Genomic DNA, 16,858 nt, shown 5'->3' on the forward strand with positions numbered 1-16,858 from the left:
AGGACCGGGACGGCCTGCCGGCTCGAAGAACAAGCACAGGGCCAGGCACCACGACGTTGGCAAGACAGCCAAACGCGCTGAATCGATCAAGGAGCACCGAGCTCAGCGAGGATAAACGCCAAGCTCAGAGGTCGATCGGCAGGCCTAGGCCGGTGAGGGCGCCGACCGGGTCCAGGTCGGGGGTGCCTCTCGGCCACCAGTCGTCGTGGCCCGGCTCGGACTCGTAGGCGTACCAGAGGCCGTCGCGGCCGAGGCGGAGCTGGATGTGGCCCTGCGGGTGGGTGAGGTGGTTGCGCCAGGGGCGGAAGGCCGGCAGGTCGGCGGCGAGCAGGAGGGGGCGGGCCCGGTCGAACCGCCCGGCAGGCGGGTCCCACGGCTCCTCCAGTACGGCGAGGCCCTCCAGCCCGCCCTGACGCCAGGCGGCGACCGCTCGGGCCAGCTCGGACGGAGTGCGGCCCGCCGCGGAGGCGAGCGACGAATAGAGCGCCCGGGTGCCGGCGGTGAGTCCCACCCCGGGGCGGGCGGCGGCCAGGCGGACCGCGTCCTGCCAGAAGGTCAGCCGGCCGACCGGGTCACGGCCAGTGCTGAGCAGGGCGTGGGCGCGAGTGGCGGCGTCGGTGGCCAGCTGGTCCAACGCGAAAGGGTCCGGGCCCCCGGGGGCCGCCGGGTAGGCCGGGGGCTGCTCGGGGTGCACGGGCGGAGGCAGGGGCGCGGGGAGGGGCGGGAGGGCGGCGCGGGCTGCGAGCACCTCCGTGGCCCGCACTCCGGGCAGGGGGGCCGGGCCTCTGTCCTGCGCGGCGCGCGCCGCGCGGGTGGCACTCAGCCGGGACAGCGCGTCGAGCAGTTCCCGCTCGCCCCGGCCGCGCAGGAGGAGCAGGACGAAGGGATCGGCGTCGAGCAGCCGGGCGGTCTGGTAGCAGAGGGCGGCCGCGTGCTTGCAGGGGTGACCGCGGTCGGGGCAGCTGCACCGGGGCTCCAGGTCACCGGGGCCGGGCAGCAGCGGCACACCGCACTCCGCGAGAGACTGGGGCATCTCCTTGTCGAGCAGCGCCGCGATGTGCCCGGGGCGGTCGGCGGCCGCGTCCAGGAACCGGTCCCAGTCGGTGTCGTCGAGCGTGCGCAGGCGTACCTGGACGCGGTACGGGCGGGGGCGGCTGCCCTGGACGTAGGCCAGCACCAGTCCGGGTGTCACGGTGATGGCGTCGACATGACCCTGCCCCGCGTATCCCCGCCCGCGCTCCAGCCGCTGCACATCCAGCGCGCCCTGCTCCAGCGCGCCGACCCACGCGTTTCCCCACCAGCTCCCGGCGAAGCGGTCGCCGTCCCGGGGCGGGAAGGGCGGGAAGGTGCGGCGGAGTTCGTGGTCGCGGGCGGGGGCGGCCATGGAGCGGGGGGACCGTGGCGTGGGGGACGCAGAGGGCGTGGACGTGGGCGGGGTGGGGGTCGGGGTCGGGGGCCGCGCGGGGTCGTTGGCCGCGGAGCTCGGCGGTGCGGGGTGGCGGGGCCGGGCGTAGGCGGGAGCCGGGGTCGGGGCGGGCGTCGCCGGGGCGTCGGTGTGCGGGGCGGGGTCCGGGTCCCGGGGGGCCTGGTCGTCGGTGTGTGCGGCAGGGGCCGGGGACCGAGGTGCCAGGTCGTCGGTGTGTGCGGCAGGGGCCGGGGACCGAGGTGCCAGGTCGTCGGTGTGTGCGGCAGGGGCCGGGGACCGAGGTGCCAGGTCGTCGGTGTGTGCGGCAGGGGCCGGGGACCGGCGGGCCGGGGCGCTGGTCCCGGTCGGGTCGCCCGAGGACTCGGACCGGGTTCCCGGGCTTCCCGCGCCTCCCTCCGGCGTCTCCGGGCCCGGGCTCGGGCTCGGGCCCGGTGCGGCCGGGCCGTGCCCGCTGTCCGGCGTCTGCGGGCGTCGGTCGGCGGGACCGTGCAGCAGGTCGGTCATGCGAGCGGACCGGCCCCCCTGCCCGGTCGTTCGCTCAGGGCCGTCCGAGGTCGTGTCCGGCATTTCCGGCATCCGGAAAGCGTCGGACAGCAACTGCCGTACGTCACTCACGCCCCTGCCGGGAGCGTCTGCGCTCGCCCGTCGCGCGGCCGCCGCTCTGTCGTCCACGGCCCTCTGCCGAGCCCTGCGCCTGCGGCGGGCGCCTTCCCGCTCGGTCTCCTCCCGGGCCCGCCGCGCGTCGTCCCGAGCCGCGCGCAGTGCCTCGCGCGCGACGTCCGCCGCGCGCGGCTCGGTACCCGCCTGGGCGGTGGACCGGGCGGAGGCCGCACCGGCCGGGGTGGCCCCCGCCGGGCTCGTCTGCGGGTACGGGTCGCCGGATGCCTGCGGTTCCGGCGTCGCAACCGCCGGAGCGTTATCAGTGGTGCCGGCGTCGTGGTGCGCACGAGCGGCCTCGGGGGCACCCATGTCCTCCTGCCCACCGGCGAGGTCGCGAGCGCCGGCGAGCTCCGGCGATCGGGCAATCTCCGGCGCACCGGCGACCCCGGGACCATCAGCAGCCTCCGGCGCGCCAGCGCCCTCGGCGGCATCAGCGCCCTCCCGCCCACCAGCGGCCCCGGAGGCGTCGGCCTCCCCCCGCCCGGCAGCGCCCTCGGCGGCACTGGCAACCTCCGGCCCACCGGCGACCTCGGAGGCCCTGGCGCCCTCCGGCGCACCGGCGACCTCGGCGTCACCCTCGGCCTCCGGCCCACCAGCACCCCCGCCCCCTTCAACCTCGCCCACCGGGCCCCCGGCCCCCCTGCCGCTCCCCCGCTGCTCGGACACCGCCCTCCGCAGTGCCTCGCGGGCCGCGTCGGCCGGCCTGGGTGCCTCCTGGTCGGCCGCTCCCTCAGTCGGGGACGGCTCCGGCCGGGCGCTCGAGGGCGGGGCGGGGTGGTCCTGGGCCGCCCGCTCCCGGGCCTCCCGGAGGGCCCGGCGGGCCTCGTCGGCCGGGCTGGGTGTCATGACGACCTCCTCAGGGACACCAGGTCGGACAGCTCCCGGTCCGTCAGTTCCGTGAGGGAGGACTCGCCGGAGCCGAGGATCGCGTCGGCCAGGGCGCGCTTGGCCTGGAGCATCTCGGCGATGCGGTCCTCGATGGTGCCCTCGGTGATGAGGCGGTGGACCTGCACCGGCTGGGTCTGGCCGATGCGGTAGGCGCGGTCGGTGGCCTGCTCCTCGACGGCCGGGTTCCACCAGCGGTCGAAGTGCACGACGTGCCCCGCCCGGGTGAGGTTCAGGCCGGTGCCGGCCGCCTTGAGCGACAGCACCAGCACCGGCGTCGAACCGGCCTGGAAGCGGTCCACCATGCGCTCCCGCTCGGGGACCGGCGTGCCACCGTGCAGGAGGTCGACCGGGACCGCTCGGGTGGCCAGGTGGGAGGTGATCAGGCGGGCCATCCCGACGTACTGGGTGAACACGAGGGCGGACCCGTCCTCGGCCAGCAGGGTGTCCAGCAGCTCGTCCAGCAGGGCGAGTTTGCCGGAACGGGCGGCGAGCCGGTCGCCCGCGGCCCGGGCGCGCTCCTCCTTGAGGAACAGCGCGGGGTGGTTGCAGATCTGCTTCAGCGAGGTGAGGAGCTTCAGTACCAGGCCCCGGCGGGGCATGCCCTCGGCCGTCTCGATGGCGAGCATCGACTCGCGGACCACCGCCTCGTACAGCGCGGCCTGTTCGCGGGTGAGCGGGACGGGGTGGTCGGTCTCCGTCTTGGGCGGCAGCTCGGGCACGATGCCCGGGTCGGACTTCTTGCGGCGCAGCAGGAAGGGCCGGACCAGGCGGGCCAGGCGCTCCACCGCCTCCTCGTCCTCGCCGTTCTCCACGGCTCGCGCGTGCCGGGCGCGGAAGGACTTCAGCGGGCCGAGGAGGCCCGGGGTGGTCCAGTCGAGCAGGGCCCACAGCTCCGAGAGGTTGTTCTCGACGGGTGTGCCGGTGAGGGCCACGCGCGCGGGGGCCGGGATGGTGCGCAGCGCCTTGGCGGTGGCCGAGTAGGGGTTCTTGACGTGCTGCGCCTCGTCGGCGACGACCATGCCCCAGGTGCGCTCGGCCAGGGTGGGGGCCGCCGAGCGCATGGTGCCGTACGTGGTGAGGACGAATCCGCCGTCCAGGCCGTCGAGGGTGCGGTCCGGGCCGTGGAAGCGGCGGACGGGGACGCCGGGGGCGAAGCGGGTGATCTCCCGCTGCCAGTTGCCCAGCAGGGAGGCCGGGCAGACGACCAGGGTCGGTTCGCGGCGGGCCCGCTTCAGGTGCAGGGCGATGAGGGTGACGGTCTTGCCGAGGCCCATGTCGTCGGCGAGGCAGCCGCCGAGGCCGAGGGTGGTCATCAGGTCGAGCCAGGCCAGGCCGCGGAGCTGGTAGTCCCGGAGGGTGGCCTGAAGGTCCGGGGGCGGTTCGGCCGGGCGGATCCCCGCGGTCAGGCGGTCGCGCAGGGCGGCGAGCGCGCCGACGGGAACGGCCTCGACCGTCTCGCCGTCCACGTCGGCCGTGCCGGTGAGGGCGACGGACAGCGCGTCGACCGGGTCGAGCAGGCCCAGGTCCCGTTTGCGGGCCTTGCGGACGAGCGCCGGGTCGACCAGCACCCACTGGTCGCGCAGCCGGACGACGGGGCGGTGGGCCTCGGCGAGGGCGTCCATCTCGGTGTCGGTGAGCGGGTCGCCGCCGAGCGCCAGCTGCCAGCGGAACTGGAGGAGGTCCTCGCTCTCGAAGAAGCCGGTGCCGTCGGTCGCCGAGCCGGGGGCCGGACGGACCACCGCCGCGGCGGACAGGTCCTGCGCGAGGTCCCGCGGCCAGTGGACGGCGACCCCGGCCGCGGCGAGCCGGGTCGCCGCGACCCCGAGCAGGTCGCTCAGCTCGTCCTCGGTCAGGGCCAGCACGTCGGGCACGTCCTGGTCGGCGAGCCGGTCGAGCGGGGGCCAGACGCGGGCCGCGCGGCGGACGGCGAGGGCGGCGTCCACGCGCGCGCGGGGACCGAACGCGTCGTCGGCCCCGCCCGCCCACAGGGCCGCCGCGTCGGCCACGAGGGTGGGGTCGGCGAGGCTGTGCACCTGGACGATCGCGGCGCCGGCGCTGCGGGCACCGCCGTCGGAGGTGTCGTCGAAGAGGTCGTACGCCGACAGGTCGAGGCGGAGCGAGATCCGCACGCCGGCGTCCATGCCGGCGGCGACCTCGGCGGCCCAGTCGTGGGCGGTGGGCAGGTGCTGGGCCTCGCGGGCCGCGAAGGGACGGCCGGAGGTGTGGGGCGCGGCCGGGGTGCGGGGCAGGGTGTCGGCGACCGCGTCGAGGAAGGCGCGCAGCAGCGCCTCCGGTTCGGGCAGCCGGATGGGGCCGGGGCCGGGCAGCGGCACGGCGTGGCCCTCGTAGGGCAGGGCGGCGGCCACCGCGCGCAGGTGCGCGATGTCGTCCGGGTCGAGGGGGCCGGCCCGCCAGGCGTCGTGGCCCGTGGCGGTGAGGCCGGGCAGCAGCCGGCCGCGGGCGGCCAGCCGCAGGGCGTGCAGGGCGGCGGCGCCCCAGCAGGCGGTGGCGGGGTGGGCCGCGGGGTCGTGCCGGGCGCGCACGAGGAGCGGCAGGGCCGCGTCGAGCGGGAGGGTCAGCGCGGGGGTGGTGCGCCGCCGGGCTCCGGCGCCGTGCCGTCGTACGACGGTCAGCTCGGTGTCCTCGGCGGGCAGGGGCTCGCCCTCGGGGTCCCAGAAGGCGATGCGCCCCTCGCGCGGGAGGGGCGCGGGCAGGAAGAGGGCCGGGAGCCGGACCGGGACCGTCGCGTCCCCCGCCCGCTCGGCCACCGGAGCCGTCTCTCCCATACGTCCTGCCACCTCCCGCCCCGCGTGTCGGATCAGTTGTCTCCGACTCTACGGGCGGGGTCCGACAATCGGCCCCGGGGCGGGCCCCCTAGGGCACGGTCCGGGACACGACGTACACCCAGGGGTACGCCGGGTTGGACAGGTCGACGACCACGTCGTGCGTGGGGGCCGGCTTCTTCTGCCGGTGGACGAAGCCGTACCAGGCGTCGCCCTCGGGGAACTTCCAGCCGGTGACCTTGCGGGCACGGGCGCTGATGGTGATCTCGCCCTCGTTCAGGTCCTCGCGGGTCACGCCCAGGCCCGTCAGGTAGGCGTCCAGGCCGGCCGCGTTGGTTTCGAACTGCGTGTAGAGGCGGCTGGTCTTCCAGTTGTTGGTCTCGTAGTACGCGACGTGCCAGGCCGGGTGCGGGACGGGCACCTGGTAGATCCTGCGCTGGAGTTTGGAGGGCCAGCCCTCGGTCAGGCCGGTCGCCGAGTACTTCGCCTCCTTGTCCTTGCCGCTGTCGCGGCTCTGGTTCGCGGAGATCACGAGGTAGCCGGCCGGGATGCCGACCAGCAGCACGATGATCAGCAGGGTGAGGGCCCTGCGGCGGATCATGTGGCGGCGGTCCTCGACCGGGCGGTCCGGCTCGTCGGGCCAGGGTCCCTGGTGGGGCAGGGAGGTGGTCACGGCGTCTCCTGGGTACTGCGGAGCGACTGCGTGTACCGCTCGTAGCGCTCGTAGCGCTCCACGCGGCGGCGCTTGGCGCGGCGGAAGCGGCGGGCGACCAGCCGGGCGAGGTCGGCGGCGCCGACCATGCCGGCCTCGGGGCCGAGCTGGGCCCGGACGATGCGGGCCTCGGGGCGGTAGCCGCGGCCGGTGAGGTGCCGTTTGAAGGCGTCCCGGGCCGGGCCGATCAGCAGGTCGTCGGCGGCCGAGACGCCGCCGCCGATCACGAAGCAGGAGGGGTCGAGGGCGGCGGCGAGGTTGGCGATGCCGACGCCGAGCCACTGGCCGATGTCCTGGAGCAGCTCGATGCACATGGCGTCGCCGTCGCGGGCCAGCTCGGTGATCATCGGGCCGGTGATGTCGCCGATGTTGCCCTTGACGTGCTCGATGATCCCGTACGCGACGGGCGAGTCGGCGGCGGCCAGCTCGCGGGCCTCGCGGACCAGGGCGTTGCCGGAGCTGTACTGCTCCCAGCAGCCGCGGTTGCCGCACGGGCAGCGGTGGCCACCGGGCACGACCTGCATATGGCCGAACTCGCCGGCGACGCCGTACTTGCCGCGCTTGACCTGGCCGTCCTCCAGGATCGCGCCGCCGATGCCGGTGCCGAGGGTGATCATGACGAGGTGGTCCTCGCCGCGGCCGGCGCCGAAGCGCCACTCGGCCCAGGCGGCGGTGTTGGCGTCGTTGTCCACGAGGACGGGGACGGAGAGCCGGCCCGAGAGGCGGTCGCGGAGCGGTTCGTTGCGCCAGGACAGGTGGGGGGCGAACAGCACGCGGTTGCGGTCGGCGTCCACCCAGCCGGCCGCACCGATACCGACGGCGTGCACGTCGTGCCGGTCGGAGAGGTCGAGGACCAGCTCGGCGATGGTGTCCTCGACGACCTTGGGGCTCTTGGACTTGTCCGGGGTCTCCGTGCGGAGCATCTCCAGGATGTTGCCGTCGGCGTCGACGACACCCGCCATCACCTTCGTACCGCCGATGTCGATGCCGACCGTGGGCACGCGGGGGGCCGTCAGGTGTGAGCGGCGCTCCCGGGTGCCGACGGTGCGGAGCACGGTGGCACGGCGGGAGCCGATGGGGGCGGTGAAGTCGCGGTAGGTGCTCATCGCCGCCGATTCTGCCTCACGGGGAGGCAGGGTGCGGAGCAGCGGGGTGGTGCGGATCATCGTCGAGTGCGGGCCGGTGGGGGCTGGTCGCGCGGTTCCCCGCGCCCCTCAAGAACGCACCAGCAACTGGAATTCGAAGCTGTAGCGCGTCGGGCGGTAGGTGTGGGTGCCGAATTCCACTGCCCGGCCCGTGTCGTCGAACGTGACGCGTTGCATCGTCAGCAGTGGCGCGCCCGTCTCCTCCGCCAGCCGGTCCGCCTCCTCCTTCGTGGCGGCGCGGGCACCGATCGACTGGCGGGCGCTGTGCAACGTGATGCCGGCCGCTCGCATCAGGCGGTAGAGGCCGGTCGTCTCCAGCTGGTCCGTGTCGAGGTCGATGAGGCCGGGGGGCAGGAAGTTGCAGAGGTAGGCCATGGGCTCGCCGTGGGCGAGGCGCAGGCGTTCGACGCGGTGGACGTCGCTGTCCTCGGCGACGCCGAGTGCGGCGGCGACCTCGGCGGAGGCGGGGACGAGCTTGTTGACGAGGACCTTGGTGGCCGGGCGCTGGCCCGCCGACTCCAGGTCGTCGTAGAGGCTGCTGAGCTCCAGCGGGCGTTTGACCTGGCTGTGTACGACCTGGGTGCCCACGCCGCGGCGGCGTACGAGGAGGCCCTTGTCGACGAGCGACTGGATCGCCTGGCGGACGGTCGGCCGGGACAGGCCGAGCCGGGCGGCGAGCTCGATCTCGTTGCCCAGCAGGCTGCCGGGGGTCAGCGTGCCGTGCTCGATCGCGGCCTCCAGCTGCTGGGACAGCTGGAAGTACAACGGCACGGGAGAGCTGCGGTCCACACTCAGCTCGAGCTGCACGGTCGGGTCCACTTCTGGTTTCGGCACGGGCCGAGCGTAGCTCTGTGCGTTGTTGACGGGAAGTCGTGTAGTCAGATTGTCCGGACATACAGATTGACAGCGGCGGGCTGTGCACGCACTTTATTTCCATGCGCATCGGCGTCATCGGTACGGGCCGCATCGGCACCATCCACGCGAACACCCTCAGTCGGCATCGCGACGTCGGCTCCCTGATCCTCACGGACGCGGACGCCGCCAGGGCCCAGGAACTGGCGCACCGGCTGGGTGAGACGGCCGCGCCCGGCGTGGAGGAGATCTTCCGCTGGGGGGTCGACGCCGTGGTGATCACGACGGCGACGTCGGCTCACGCCGAACTGATCGGTCGGGCAGCACGCTCGGGTCTGCCGGTGTTCTGCGAGAAGCCCATCGCGCTGGATCTGCCGGGGACCCTGAGCGCGATCTCCGAGGTCGAGACGGCCGGGACGGTTCTCCAGATGGGCTTCCAGCGTCGCTTCGACGCGGGCTACACGGGTGCGCGCGAGGCCGTGCGGTCCGGCCGGCTGGGGCGGCTGCACACCGTGCGGGCGCTGACCAGCGACCAGGCGCCGCCGGACGCCGCGTGGCTGCCGCTGTCCGGCGGGCTGTACCGGGACACGCTGATCCACGACTTCGACGTGCTGCGCTGGGTCACCGACCGGGAGGTGGCGGACGTCTACGCCGCCGGGTCCGACGCCGGCCCCCGGATGTTCCGCGAGGCGGGCGACGTCGACACCGCCGCCGCGCTCCTCACCCTGGAGGACGGCACGCTCGCCACCCTGACCGCGACCCGGATGAACGGGGCCGGCTACGACGTGCGCATGGAACTCGCCGGGGAGCGCGACCAGATCGTGGTCGGCCTGGACGACCGTACGCCGATCGCGTCCACCGAGCCGACCGGACCGCCGGCCGCGGACAAGCCCTGGACGGGCTTCCTGGAGCGGTTCGGACCCGCCTACGAGGCGGAGCTGAACGCGTTCGTCGAGGTCGTCCGGGGCGAGCGGGCCAACCCCTGCGACGGGCGCGAGGCGCTGCAGGCGCTGCGGGTCGCCGAGGCGTGCGAGCTGTCGCGGCGGGAGCGCAGGCCGGTGCATCTCGCGGAGATCCCCGGTGGTGCCTCGCCCGCGTTCGCGTGACGGCGGGCCCCGGCGGTCAGTGCTCTTCCTGTTCCTCCTCCAGGAGCCCCGCGTCGTAGGCGAGCAGTGCGATCTGCACCCGGTTGTTGAGGTCGAGTTTGGCCAGGATGCGCGAGACGTGCGTCTTCACGGTGGCGACGCTCATGAAGAGGCCGGTGGCGATCTCGGCGTTGGCCAGTCCCCGGCCGACCGCGACGGCGACCTCGCGTTCGCGGTCGTTGAGGACGGCCATGCGGTCCCGAGCGCGGGTGCGGCGCGTGTCGGCGGGGGTGCCGGCGGCGTGCCGCATGAGCTGACGGGTGACCGTGGGAGACAGGACCGGGTCGCCGGCCGCGACCCGGCGCACCGCGGCGAGGATCTCGGCGGGCGGGGTGTCCTTGAGGACGAACCCGGCGGCGCCCACCCGCAGCGCGCGCAGCACCTGCTCGTCGGCGTGGAAGGTGGTGAGCACCACCACCTGCGGGGCGTCCTTGCGGGCGCGCAGCCGCTCCGTGGCCGTGAGGCCGTCCACCGTCGGCATCCGGATGTCCATGAGCACGACGTCCGGGCGGGTGCGGTCGACGAGGGTCTCCACCTCGGCGCCGTCGGCGGCCTCGCCGACGATCTCGATGTCGTCGGCGCCGCCCATCATGAGGGACAGCCCGGCCCGCACCAGCGGGTCGTCGTCGACGAGGAGCAGTCTGATCGCAGTCATGGGCCTTACGTAATCACGGCCGGGCCGGGCTGCGGGCCCGGACGGGCGACGGTGCGCCAACGCCCGTTCCCGGGCACGGGGTTGACGGCCGGACGGCAGGTGCTCACCCCCACGGCAGCCACGCCCGCACCTCGAACCCGCCCCCCGGGGTGTGCCCGTGCTCCAGCCGGCCGCCCGCGAGGGTCGCCCGCTCCGTCAGGCCGATCAGGCCCTGCCCGGAGCCGGGTACGTGCGGCACCTCGCCCTCGGGCGGCGGGTTGTGCACGCGGACGGTGAGGCCGGTGCCGGGTGCACCGGTGACGGTCACCGTGACCTCCGCGCCCGGGGCGTGCTTGCGCGCGTTGGTCAGGCCCTCCTGGGCGATCCGGTAGGCGGTGCGGCCGACGATGGACGGGACGGCGCCGGGATCCTCGACGCGCTGGTCGAGGGAGACCTTCATGCCGGCCTCGCGGGACTCGGTGACCAGCGTGTCCAGCGCCGGGAGCGTCGGCTGCGGCCGGCCCGTGTCGTCGGGCTCGCCCGCCCGCAGCACGCCGATGATCTCCCGCAGGTCCTGGAGCGCCTCGTGCGCGCTCTCCCGGATCACGCCCGCCGCCCTTCCCGTCTGAGCCGGGGGCGCGTCGGGCCGGAACTCCAGGGCGCCCGCGTGCACGCTCAGCAGCGTCAGCCGGTGGGCGAGCACGTCGTGCATCTCCCGTGCGATGGACTCCCGGGCGAGCCGCTGCGCCTGCTCGGCCCGCAGCCGCGCCTCGGTCTCGGCGCGCCGGGCGCGGTCCCTGAGGCTCACCATGAGCTGCCGCTTGGCCCGTACGAACATGCCCCAGCCGACGATCGCCCCGGTGAGCACCACGACGAAGAGGACGCTCACCAGGTAGGGGATCTCCGCGTCGGGGCGCACCCAGTAATACAGGGGCACCAGCGCCACGTTGATGCCGCCCACCCAGGCCACGTACCGGAAGGGCCGGTGCACGGCCAGGGTGAACAGGGCGATGAGGCCCGCGCCGCCCGCGGTGTCCGAGACGAAGGCGACGGCGGTCATCGCCACGGCCAGCCCCAGCGGCCAGCGACGGCGCAGCCAGACCGCCGCGCAGGCCAGCGCGCCGGTCACCTGGTCGACGACGGCAAGTGCGGGCGGCACATGGGGGTTGTCGACGAGCGCGTCGATGGCCAGGGCGCCCAACGTCACGGCCAGCAGGAAGCAGGAGAAGTCGACGACCCAGTCGCGGGCGGTGCGCCGGGGCCGCCGCCCCGCCCGTACGGCGTCGGGGTCGAGTTCGTGCAGGAGGGCGGACGGAAAGAACCATCTGCGCCCGGTGAACAGCGCGGGCGTCTCTCCCACCGCCACCCGGGCGGCCTGCCCCACGTCGTCACCAGTCACGAGCGCCAAATCTACGCAGCCGAGGGCCGTCCCACCCGCCCTCGGGCGGGATCGTCGACCAAAGTCGCCACGTCGCAGACTTTCGATGCGCCCGGGGCGCCGGAGCGGGGACTTCCGTCCCCGGGTGCCCGTCCCGCGGCCGATGTGCGTGGGGGGCCGCGGGACGAGGCTGCCGGCATGAAGCAGGTACTGGAGATTGTCGGCCTCCTCGCCCTGGTCCAGGGCGTGGCGGGCCTGGTGCACGAGTTCACCGACTGGAACTGGGGCCTGGTGCAGCGCCTGGGGTTCCTCGACGGCTACGAGATCTACGCGAGCGTCGCGCTGCTCGTGCTGGGCGTGGCCCTGTTCGCGGCGGCCGGGAGCCGGAAGTCCGTCTGAGCAACGGACTTCCGGCCCGCGGTGCCGGCAGGCTCAGCAGCCGTGGTCGACCAGGTCGAACGACTCGTAGTGGTCGGCCGTGTAGTAGTCCTCCTGGTTCTGCTCACCGGTGACGATGCGCCGGGCACCGCGGGTGGAGGAGCCCGGGGTGATGACCGTGTACTCGTGGTAGTAGCCGGACGACTTGCCGGGCAGGATGCCTTCCCGGTTCTGGAAGACGGTGCCGTCCTGGTCGTACGGGTAGGGGCCGCCCTGCTCGATCAGGTCGAGCGTGTCGTGGGCCTGGGACGGCAGGTCGCTGTAGCAGATGTCGCCGACGGCGGTGGGGGCCGCGTCGGCCGTGGTCGCGGAGACGGTTCCGCCGACGAGGAGGGCGGACAGAAGGGCGGCTGCTGCGCCGAGCCGCGAGGCGCGTGGGGGGAAATTCATGACGCTCATGATGACGCGCGTAGATACTGGCATGTCAATGACAAGCTCGGAGAATTTACTGTGAAGCCCCCTGAGTTCGCGGGAAGTCAACCCGCCCTCCGGCGCCCTTACGCGTCCTCGGGCAGTCCGAACTCGCCGTACTCCGGGCGGCCCTTCAGGTCGTACGTCTGGATGGAGACGCCCGCACCGGTGACGCTCCCGCCGGCGTGCTCGAACGCGGTCGGTACGGCGCCCTCCCGGAACAGCCGGAACCCGGAGCCGAGCACGACCGGGAAGGTCAGCAGATGCAGGGTGTCGACGAGGTCGAGCGCCAGCAGGGACCCGATGAGTGCACCGCTGCCGTGCACCTGGACCTCGCCGTCGGTGCGCTCCTTCACGGCGGTGACCTCCTCGGCGAGGTCGCCGGAGAGCACCGTGGTGCCCGCCCAGCCGGGGTCCGTGAGGGTCGAGGAAGGCACGTACTTCGGCAGGGAGTTGAGCCTGGAGGCGACCGGGTCGCCGGGGTCGGTCACCTTGGGCCAGTAGGTGGCGAAGATGTCGTACGTACGGCGGCCGAGCAGAAAGGCGCCCGGGCGGGTGAAGACCTCGCCGATGAACCGGCCGAAGTCCTCGTCGGCGTACGGGAAGCTCCAGCCGCCGTGGGTGAAGCCCCCGCGGGTGTCCTCCTGCGGCCCGCCGGGGGCCTGGTAGACGCCGTCGAGGGTGACGAAGAGGGTGGAGACGAGCTTGCCCATGGCGGGTGCCTGCTTCCTGGTGCGGGGTCTGATGCCATCACTTCAGACCCCGCCGGCCCCCGCAACTCATCGCGGGCCCGTACGGCGCCCCGGCCGGCCGTCATCCCGCGTAGGTCAGGCCGGGGAACCCCGCTCCGGCCGGAGGCACCTCGACGTCCGTTCGCCGCCAGCTTGGGCGCCGTGCGGCCGCTGGGATGGACCCATGACTTCTCAAGGAACTCTGGACGGCAAGGTGGCTCTCGTGACCGGCGGGAGCCGCGGCATCGGAGCGGCGACGGCGGTGCGGCTGGCGCGGGAGGGCGCGGACGTGGCGGTCGGCTATGTGAAGAGCAAGGAGGCAGCGGAGGACGTCGTGCGGGCCGTGGAGGCGTTGGGGCGCCGGACGGTGGCGCTGCGCGCGGACACGGGCGACGCCACGGAGGCGGCCGAGGTGGTGGACGCGACGGCGGAGGCGCTGGGCGGGCTCGACATCCTGGTCAACAACGCCGGCGTGGGGGTGCTCGGGCCGCTGGACACCCTGTCGCCGGCGGACGTGGACCGGGTGCTCGACGTCAACGTACGGGGTGTCTTCCTGGCCTCTCAGGCGGCCGCCGCGCGGATGCCCGAGGGCGGGCGGATCATCACGATCGGCAGCTGCATGGCCCAGCGGGTGCCGGGGCCCGGCGGCACGCTCTACGCGATGAGCAAGGCGGCCCTGGCCGGTCTGACGAAGGCGCTGGCCCGGGAGCTGGGCGGGCGCGGGATCACGGCGAACCTGGTGCTTCCCGGCCCGATCGACACGGACATGAACCCGGCGGACGGGCCGTACGCGGCCGGCCAGGCGGCGATGACGGCGCTGGGGCGGTTCGGCACGGCGGACGAGGTGGCGTCGATCGTCGCCTGTCTGGCGGGGGCGACGTACGTGACCGGGGCGGAGTTCTCGGTGGACGGCGGCCACGCGGCGTGAGGCCCGTGGGGCGCACCGGTGCTGTCCGGCCGGTGCGCCCCACGGGCCGGGTTCAGCCGCCCAGCTCCTGGTGGCGTGCGGCCAGCATGCTCGTGCCCTCCTGGGTCAGGGAGCCGAACAGGCGCAGGCGGGAGATGCCCCCGTCGGGGAAGATGTCCACGCGCGCGTGCGTGCCGACGGCCGGCGCCGGGAGGACGAAGCGGTGGTTGGTGTCGGGCTGGAGGCGGGTGCGGGGCAGGATCTCCTGCCAGTCGCCGTCCTCGCCGTCCTTGACCGAGACCGACGCCCAGCCGGCGCTGTTGCCCTTGAGGTAGGCGGTGTCGATCTCCAGGGCGCGGATCTGGGCCTGGGCGGCCAGCCGGTAGCGGATCCAGTCGTGGCCCCGGTCGCGGCGGCGGCGGGTCTCCCAGCCGTCGTCCATCTTGCGGGAGCGGCCCGGCTGGATGGTGTTGGAGGCGGGCGAGTAGAAGAGGTTGGAGGCGTCCTCGGCCCGGCCGCCGTTCTCCAGGGCGACGACGTCGAAGGTGCCCAGCGCCTCCAGCCACGCGGGGTCGGGGACGACCTCGCCGTGGACGCGCAGGCGGGCGATGCCGCCGTCGGGGTGCTGGTTGACCCGCAGGTGCGTGAAGCACTGCTCGACGGCGACGGCGAAGCCGTTAGCCGCGTGGCCGCCGACCGCGGTGCGCGGCACGAGGGTCGTCCACTTCACGTCGTCCCCGAGGAGCTCCTCCGGCGACGGGGAGCCCGGTACGCGGGTCCCCTCGACGGACACGGCCTGCGGGTAGTTGCCGCGGAAGTGGGCGGTGTCGACGACGATCCCGCGGATCACGCCCGGGGCGCCGAGGCGGACCAGCGCCCAGTCGTGGTCCTCCGCGGTCGGCCAGGGGTGGTCGGCGGAGGCGCCCCGGCGGCGGCGCGTCTCCCAGCCGTCCATGATCTTGCCCTTGTGGCCGAAGTGCTCGGGGTCGAACTCGGCGGGCTCGGGCACCAGCAGGTTCTCGCGCTGGGCGAAGAACTCGTCGTTGGCGGCGATGACACCGGCCCCGAGACGCCGGTCGGCGAGGTTGGCGTACTGGGTGAAGGGGAGGTCGGCGGTGCGGTAGTCCGCGTACGGGTCACCGCCTCCGTAGGGGTTCGCGTCGCCGGTGAAACTGGGAATCGCCGTCACGGTGATCAGGTCTGCCTTTCGAGGTCCGGGATGGTTGTCAGTGGGTCCGGGTGAGGAGCCGCCCCTTCGGTTCGGTGAACTCGCCGTCCGCGACGATGCGCTGCCCGCGCAGCCAGGTGGACTTCACGACGCCGTGCAGGGTCTTGCCCGCGTACGCCGTGACGCGGTTGCGGTGCTGGAGAGCCACCGGGTCGACGGTGAAGGTCTCGTCGGGTGCGAGGACCGCGAAGTCGGCGTCGCGGCCCACCGCGATGGCGCCCTTGCGGTCGTCGAGCCCGACCAGTTCGGAGGTGCGCGCGGACATCCAGCGGACCACGTCCTCCAGGCCGTGCCCGCGCCCCCGCGCCTCCGTCCACACCGCGGCCAGGCTGAGCTGGAGGCCGGAGATGCCGCCCCAGGCCGTGGCGAAGTCGTCGGTCTTCAGGTCGGCCGTGGACGGGGAGTGGTCGGTGACGATGCAGTCGATGGTGCCGTCGGCGAGCGCCTGCCAGAGCAGGTCCTGGTTGGCGGCCTCGCGGATGGGCGGGCAGCACTTGAACTCGCTGGCGCCGTCGGGGACTTCCTCGGCGGTGAGGGTCAGGTAGTGGGGGCAGGTCTCCACGGTGATGCGGACACCCTCCGCCCGCGCCCGGGCGATCATCGGCAGGGCGTCGCTGGAGGAGAGGTGCAGGACGTGCACGCGCGCGTGGAGGGCCTTCGCCTCGCGGATGAGCTGGGCGATGGCGGTGTCCTCGGCGTCCCGGGGGCGGGAGGCGAGGAAGTCGGCGTACTTCGGGCCCGCCTGCTGCGGGGCGGAGGCGAGGCGGTGGGGGTCCTCGGCGTGCACGATGAGCAGTCCGTCGAAGGCGGCGATCTCGGCCATGGTGCGGGCGAGGGGGACCCGCTCCAGGTGCGGGAACTCGTCCACGCCGGACGGCGACAGGAACGCCTTGAAGCCGAACACCCCGGCCTCGTGCAGCGGGCGGAGTTCCTTGGTGTTGTCGGGCAGGGCGCCACCCCAGAACCCGACGTCGATGTGCGCCTTGTCGGCGGCGACCTGCTGCTTGGTGCGCAGGTGGGGGACGGTCGTGGTCGGCGGGAGGGAGTTGAGGGGCATGTCGACGAGGGTCGTGATGCCACCGGCCGCCGCGGCGCGGGTGGCGGTCCAGAAGCCCTCCCACTCGGTGCGGCCGGGGTCGTTGACGTGCACGTGCGTGTCGACCAGGCCGGGCAGCAGGACGTGGTCGCCCAGGTCCTCGAGGCGGGCGCTCTCCGGTACGGGCGCGTCGTGCGGGAGGACGGCCGTGATCGTGCCGTCGGTCACCGCGACGGATGCGGCACGCGTTCCCTCGGGAGTGATGACACGCGTCGAGCGCAGCACCAGTTCAGCGTCGGACACCCGAACCCCTTACTTCCGCGTAACGGAATTCAACTTTCTGTTGAAGGAGTCTTCACTCCCTCTTCCGTGCCGTCAAGGGCACACTGGGCTGCGGCGCCCCTTCAGGCGAACCTCTGGACGTTTCCGCAAAGCGGAATTAAACTTCCAGCAAGCAGAACGTAGCTACGTACAAGCGGGGAGT

The 16,858-nt window shown here is 74.0% G+C and carries 14 protein-coding genes; 3 read left to right on the plus strand and 11 right to left on the minus strand.

Annotated elements, in window-relative coordinates; translation table 11 throughout:
* Positions 1 to 124: 124 nt before the first annotated feature.
* From G3I77_RS18015 to G3I77_RS18035, 5 genes are all read right to left on the minus strand, one after another.
* Positions 125 to 1,993 carry an SWIM zinc finger family protein gene (locus G3I77_RS18015; protein WP_374385817.1) on the minus strand — a complete coding sequence of 623 codons (1,869 nt, stop codon included), beginning with the start codon at positions 1,991 to 1,993 and terminating at the stop codon, positions 125 to 127.
* Positions 1,994 to 2,928: 935 nt separating this feature from the next.
* Entirely contained in the window at positions 2,929 to 5,760 is a 2,832-nt protein-coding gene (locus G3I77_RS18020; protein WP_248504989.1) for a DEAD/DEAH box helicase, read from the minus strand.
* Positions 5,761 to 5,848: 88 nt separating this feature from the next.
* The gene (locus tag G3I77_RS18025; RefSeq protein WP_248504992.1) at positions 5,849 to 6,430 is read right to left on the minus strand and encodes a sugar kinase; all 582 of its coding nucleotides are present in this window, start codon (positions 6,428 to 6,430) and stop codon (positions 5,849 to 5,851) included.
* Positions 6,427 to 7,575: an ROK family glucokinase gene (locus G3I77_RS18030; protein WP_248504994.1), complete on the minus strand. Its 1,149-nt coding sequence runs from the start codon at positions 7,573 to 7,575 to the stop codon at positions 6,427 to 6,429. The genes G3I77_RS18025 and G3I77_RS18030 overlap by 4 nt, the downstream gene beginning before the upstream one ends.
* A 108-nt stretch (positions 7,576 to 7,683) precedes the next feature.
* Complete coding sequence (locus G3I77_RS18035) at positions 7,684 to 8,421, minus strand: GntR family transcriptional regulator (protein WP_248505579.1); 738 nt, start codon at positions 8,419 to 8,421, stop codon at positions 7,684 to 7,686.
* A 128-nt stretch (positions 8,422 to 8,549) separates the two neighbouring features.
* Between G3I77_RS18035 and G3I77_RS18040 the strand changes: the two genes are divergently transcribed.
* Complete coding sequence (locus tag G3I77_RS18040; protein ID WP_248504996.1) at positions 8,550 to 9,572, plus strand: Gfo/Idh/MocA family oxidoreductase; 1,023 nt, start codon at positions 8,550 to 8,552, stop codon at positions 9,570 to 9,572.
* 16 nt (positions 9,573 to 9,588) lie between these two features.
* On the opposite strand, the gene G3I77_RS18045 is transcribed toward G3I77_RS18040, so the two are convergent.
* Positions 9,589 to 10,266, minus strand: coding sequence for a response regulator transcription factor (locus tag G3I77_RS18045; protein WP_248504998.1), 678 nt, complete (start codon positions 10,264 to 10,266; stop codon positions 9,589 to 9,591).
* Between the two features lie 103 nt (positions 10,267 to 10,369).
* Entirely contained in the window at positions 10,370 to 11,644 is a 1,275-nt protein-coding gene (locus G3I77_RS18050; RefSeq protein ID WP_374385585.1) for a sensor histidine kinase, read from the minus strand.
* Between the two features lie 177 nt (positions 11,645 to 11,821).
* Here G3I77_RS18050 and G3I77_RS18055 point away from each other — a divergent pair, with 177 nt between their 5' ends.
* Positions 11,822 to 12,022 carry a hypothetical protein gene (locus G3I77_RS18055; RefSeq protein WP_248505000.1) on the plus strand — a complete coding sequence of 67 codons (201 nt, stop codon included), beginning with the start codon at positions 11,822 to 11,824 and terminating at the stop codon, positions 12,020 to 12,022.
* Between the two features lie 33 nt (positions 12,023 to 12,055).
* On the opposite strand, the gene G3I77_RS18060 is transcribed toward G3I77_RS18055, so the two are convergent.
* Both G3I77_RS18060 and G3I77_RS18065 read right to left on the minus strand, forming a co-directional pair.
* On the minus strand, positions 12,056 to 12,451 hold the full coding sequence (locus G3I77_RS18060) for a ribonuclease (RefSeq protein WP_248505003.1): 396 nt from the start codon (positions 12,449 to 12,451) through the stop codon (positions 12,056 to 12,058).
* 107 nt (positions 12,452 to 12,558) lie between these two features.
* Positions 12,559 to 13,185, minus strand: a complete 627-nt coding sequence (locus G3I77_RS18065) for a dihydrofolate reductase family protein (protein ID WP_248505005.1) — start codon at positions 13,183 to 13,185, stop codon at positions 12,559 to 12,561.
* Between the two features lie 202 nt (positions 13,186 to 13,387).
* Between G3I77_RS18065 and G3I77_RS18070 the strand changes: the two genes are divergently transcribed.
* Positions 13,388 to 14,131 (plus strand): 3-oxoacyl-ACP reductase family protein, encoded by a 744-nt coding sequence (locus tag G3I77_RS18070; protein ID WP_248505007.1) that lies wholly within the window; start codon positions 13,388 to 13,390, stop codon positions 14,129 to 14,131.
* A 52-nt stretch (positions 14,132 to 14,183) separates the two neighbouring features.
* Here the strand turns inward: G3I77_RS18070 and alc are convergent, their stop codons facing one another.
* Together alc and allB are read right to left on the minus strand one after the other, a co-directional pair.
* Positions 14,184 to 15,299: an allantoicase gene (gene alc / locus G3I77_RS18075; RefSeq protein ID WP_248505009.1), complete on the minus strand. Its 1,116-nt coding sequence runs from the start codon at positions 15,297 to 15,299 to the stop codon at positions 14,184 to 14,186.
* Between the two features lie 37 nt (positions 15,300 to 15,336).
* Entirely contained in the window at positions 15,337 to 16,677 is a 1,341-nt protein-coding gene (gene allB / locus G3I77_RS18080) for an allantoinase AllB (RefSeq protein WP_248505010.1), read from the minus strand.
* Positions 16,678 to 16,858: the final 181 nt, after the last annotated feature.

This window comes from Streptomyces sp. D2-8 (genome assembly GCF_023184515.1).
Taxonomy (GTDB): Bacteria; Actinomycetota; Actinomycetes; order Streptomycetales; family Streptomycetaceae; genus Streptomyces.

Excerpts from the sequence above, each read along its gene's own strand:
- G3I77_RS18060 (WP_248505003.1), bottom strand. The coding sequence starts at position 12,451 with ATGAATTTCCCCCCACGCGCCTCGCGGCTCGGCGCAGCAGCCGCCCTT.
- G3I77_RS18015 (WP_374385817.1), bottom strand. The coding sequence starts at position 1,993 with ATGCCGGACACGACCTCGGACGGCCCTGAGCGAACGACCGGGCAGGGG.
- G3I77_RS18030 (WP_248504994.1), bottom strand. The coding sequence starts at position 7,575 with ATGAGCACCTACCGCGACTTCACCGCCCCCATCGGCTCCCGCCGTGCC.
- G3I77_RS18040 (WP_248504996.1), top strand. The coding sequence starts at position 8,550 with ATGCGCATCGGCGTCATCGGTACGGGCCGCATCGGCACCATCCACGCG.
- G3I77_RS18065 (WP_248505005.1), bottom strand. The coding sequence starts at position 13,185 with ATGGGCAAGCTCGTCTCCACCCTCTTCGTCACCCTCGACGGCGTCTAC.
- G3I77_RS18045 (WP_248504998.1), bottom strand. The coding sequence starts at position 10,266 with ATGACTGCGATCAGACTGCTCCTCGTCGACGACGACCCGCTGGTGCGG.
- G3I77_RS18055 (WP_248505000.1), top strand. The coding sequence starts at position 11,822 with ATGAAGCAGGTACTGGAGATTGTCGGCCTCCTCGCCCTGGTCCAGGGC.
- G3I77_RS18020 (WP_248504989.1), bottom strand. The coding sequence starts at position 5,760 with ATGGGAGAGACGGCTCCGGTGGCCGAGCGGGCGGGGGACGCGACGGTC.
- G3I77_RS18070 (WP_248505007.1), top strand. The coding sequence starts at position 13,388 with ATGACTTCTCAAGGAACTCTGGACGGCAAGGTGGCTCTCGTGACCGGC.